Here is a 3,417-nt window from a genome sequence, read left to right as displayed (position 1 = left end):
ATCAATTTTATATTATGAAAATAAGGCTCCAGCAATGGCGCTTTACCCCTCTCTTAATTCAATTTTTAGGAGGTTTGTATGGAGAAAGTGAATATTCATACTTTCGGCAGGCTGGGGGAAAATGCCGTCAAAGCGTTCTGTCTGACCAACCGCAACGGCATGGAAGTGGAGATCATTGAGTACGGTGCCAGAATCAGGAGCCTGAAGATCCCCGCCGGAAGCGGTAAAAAGGAAATAACCGTGGGTTTTGACTCCCTGGAGCGGTACCTCGGCTATAACGTATACTTCGGCGCGATTCTGGGTAGAACGGCCAACCGTACCGCAGGGGCTGCCTTCAGCCTGGACGGAAAAACCTATCAGCTCTCCGCTAATGCCGGCGGCTCGCATCTTCATGGGGGGGCTCAGGGATTTGACCGGGTGCTGTGGCACGGTGAGGACGTGAGCGGCGACATGCCTGCTGTTAGATTCACCTATACGGCGAAGGATGGAGAAGAAGGATATCCCGGTACGGTACATGTTTCCGTGACCTATACGCTGGATGACGACAACTGCCTGCACCTTGACTTCGGCGCCTCCTCCGAGCAGGCCACTCCGGTGGACATGACAACCCATGTATATTTCAACCTCAACGGTGTGCCTCAGGGTACCGTAGAGAATGAGCTTGTTCAGGTTCATGCTTCGAACTACATGGAAAAAGATCCGACTCTGAACGTAACCGGCAAGATATTGCCCGTGGAAGGCACTGCGTTCGATCTCCGCAGCCCCGAGGTGCTCGGCAAGGTGGCTGGTGCGGCTGTGTTCAATCCCATTCTGGTGTTGGACGGCGACGCCGGGCAGACGCGCGAGATTGCCCGAGTTTCCCTGCCTGACGGAAGCTGTGGGTACACCATTTCGGCCACGGGGTATGCCATGCAGGTGTTCAACGCCTACGCTGTGGCGGCGGATTTGAAGAGCAAGGGTGTGGAAACTGATCTCCCCGTTGCTTGCGGGTTGTGCCTGGAGCCTATGGGCTTCCCTAATGCCGTGAATCTGCCTGAGCTGCCCCAGAATATCCTGCGCCCCGGGGAAAACTACTCTCATCACATTAAGTTCGCCTTCTGGTTCTGAGATGGAAGGCCTATTTGCAGGGTACACTCCAACAGTCGAGGAATATCATGACGGATTATAAGACAATGGCGGATCTTACGGGAAAGACGGCTCTTGTTACCGGGGGGGCCGAAGGTATCGGGCACGGGATAGCGGGCGGTCTGGCCAGCGCCGGCGCCCATGTCCTTATTGCCAGCCGCAACGGCGAAAAGTGCAGAAAGGCTTCGGAAGAGTTCAAGAGTCAGGGCCTCAATGTGGACTGGTACACGGTGGACACTACCGATGAAGCTTCCATGGACAGACTCTTTGCCCATGTGAAGGAACTTTTCGGGCGTCTTGACATTATGGTCAATAATTCGGGCATATCCTTTTTCAGCTCCATGATCGACATGCCCATAAAGGAGTTCGACAAGCTGGTCAGCGTGAACATACGCGGCACATTCCTCGGCTGCCAGTATGCCGCCAGGATGATGAAGGAACAGGGCGGAGGCAAGATACTGAACCTGTCTTCCCCCACGGTCATCAAGTGCTATCGCAACGGTTCCGCCCCGTACTCCGTGACCAAGGCGGCCATCAGCCAGATGACGAGAATGTTTGCAGGGGAGCTTGCCGAAGATCATATTCACGTCAATGCCATAGGCCCCGGCGTGATCATCACCAATCTCAACAGAGCCCGTTACGACGCCCACCCCGAGCTTCTGGACATGGTGACGCAGGCTATCCCCATGCACCATGTGAACACGCCGGAGGAAATGGCGGCCCTCAGCGTTTTCCTTTGTTCCTCCGCCTCCGATTACATCACCGGGCAGATCATCTATATAGACGGGGGCGCGTGCCTCATCTGATGTTCCGGCGGCATGGGAACCCGCTTTTATGTAACTATTCAACATAACCTTCCAACCCTGCAGGAGAATGTCGAATGGAAACCAGAACACAGTACGACATGTACATTCCTACCCGGACCATTTTTGGCGCCGGCAGTCTGAATACTCTGCATCAGCAGGCGTTGCCCGGGAAAAAGGCCCTTATCGTCATTTCTTCCGGCCGTTCGACCCGCGCCAACGGTTACTTAGACCGCACGGAAGAGCAGTTGCACAAGGCCGGGGTGGAAACCGTGGTGTTCGACAAGGTTGAAGCCAACCCTCTGAAGAGCACGGTCATGGCCGGCGGCAAGATGGCGCGCGAAAACGGCTGCGATTTCATTGTTGCCTTGGGCGGCGGCTCCTGCATCGACGCCAGCAAGGCCATTGCCGTCATGGCTGTGAATCCCGGCGACTACTGGGATTATGTGTGCGCCGGTACCGGCAAGGGCAAACCCTTTGTCCATACGCCGCTCCCCACCGTGGCCATTTCCACCACTGCCGGCACCGGTTCGGAAACGGACGCAAGCTGCGTGATCACCAACCCTGAAACGCATGAAAAGATCGGGCAGGGGAATCCCGCCCTCTTCCCCAGGCTGGCCATTGTGGATCCGGAACTTATGCTTACGGTACCGCCCAAGTTCACGGCCTATCAGGGATTTGACGCTCTGTTCCACAGCACGGAAGCGTACATTTCCAATTTCGCCAACCTGATGAGCGACATGTACGCCATCAACGCCATTGAATCCGTGGGCCGCAACCTTGCCGCTGCCGTCAAAGACGGCAACAATCTCGCGGCGCGTGAAAGGGTGGCCTGGGCCAACTCTCTTTCCGGCACTGTTATGTGCGTAGGGCGTTGCACCAGTTCCCATTCCATGGAGCACGCCATGTCGGCCCATCATCAGGATCTGCCCCATGGCGCAGGCCTGATCATCATCAGTCTTGCCTACTACGCCTTCTTCATCCGCAGGCATGCGTGCGATGAACGCTTTGTGCGCATGGCCAGAGCCATGGGCCGCGAAGACGCCACCCGCCCGGAAGAGTTTCTGGAAGTGCTGGCAAAGCTTCAGGAAGATTGCGGCGTGGCCGGGCTGAAAATGTCCGACTACGGCATCACCCCCGATGAATTGCCGGAATTTGCAAGAAACGCCCGCTCCACCATGGGACGTCTGTTTGCTTTTGACCGCGTGCCGCTCTCGGAAGAGGATGTGACCTCCATTTACAGGGAAGCGTACAAATAAGTCCGCATGTGGCGGGCGGAAACGCCCGCACACGGATATGGGAAGAATCGTTTTTTTAATGGCATAAATATGAAAACAGTTTTTATATAATAAAAATTATTTTCTCCAAACAGTCTTACCTTGGAGCCAGATTATGAAGATCACGGATATCAAGACCTACCATGTGGAGGCCAACCGACGCATCTGGGTGTTTCTGGAAGTGGAAACGGATGAAGGCGTCGTCGGTCTCG

3 protein-coding genes are annotated in these 3,417 nt (G+C 55.4%); all 3 read left to right on the top strand.

Annotated elements, in window-relative coordinates; genetic code table 11:
• The first annotated feature begins 78 nt into the window (after positions 1 to 78).
• The 3 genes from K8W16_RS02820 to K8W16_RS02810 all read left to right on the top strand — a co-directional run bounded on the left by K8W16_RS02820 (position 79) and on the right by K8W16_RS02810 (position 3,187).
• On the top strand, positions 79 to 1,107 hold the full coding sequence (locus K8W16_RS02820; RefSeq protein WP_304120967.1) for an aldose epimerase family protein: 1,029 nt from the start codon (positions 79 to 81) through the stop codon (positions 1,105 to 1,107).
• Between the two features lie 47 nt (positions 1,108 to 1,154).
• The gene (locus K8W16_RS02815; protein ID WP_304120964.1) at positions 1,155 to 1,931 is read left to right on the top strand and encodes an SDR family NAD(P)-dependent oxidoreductase; all 777 of its coding nucleotides are present in this window, start codon (positions 1,155 to 1,157) and stop codon (positions 1,929 to 1,931) included.
• A 74-nt stretch (positions 1,932 to 2,005) separates the two neighbouring features.
• Positions 2,006 to 3,187 (top strand): iron-containing alcohol dehydrogenase, encoded by a 1,182-nt coding sequence (locus K8W16_RS02810; protein ID WP_304120963.1) that lies wholly within the window; start codon positions 2,006 to 2,008, stop codon positions 3,185 to 3,187.
• The last annotated feature ends 230 nt before the right edge of the window (positions 3,188 to 3,417 follow it).

It is taken from the genome of Mailhella massiliensis (assembly GCF_020741395.1).
Taxonomy (GTDB): Bacteria; Desulfobacterota; Desulfovibrionia; order Desulfovibrionales; family Desulfovibrionaceae; genus Mailhella; species Mailhella massiliensis_A.
The sequence above is the reverse complement of the archived record's forward strand: the minus strand, read 5'-3'. Positions and strand labels throughout refer to the sequence as shown.

What these genes read in the sequence shown, in the direction of transcription:
- K8W16_RS02820 (WP_304120967.1), top strand. Translation starts at nt 79, where the DNA reads ATGGAGAAAGTGAATATTCATACTTTCGGCAGGCTGGGGGAAAATGCC.
- K8W16_RS02815 (WP_304120964.1), top strand. Translation starts at nt 1,155, where the DNA reads ATGACGGATTATAAGACAATGGCGGATCTTACGGGAAAGACGGCTCTT.
- K8W16_RS02810 (WP_304120963.1), top strand. Translation starts at nt 2,006, where the DNA reads ATGGAAACCAGAACACAGTACGACATGTACATTCCTACCCGGACCATT.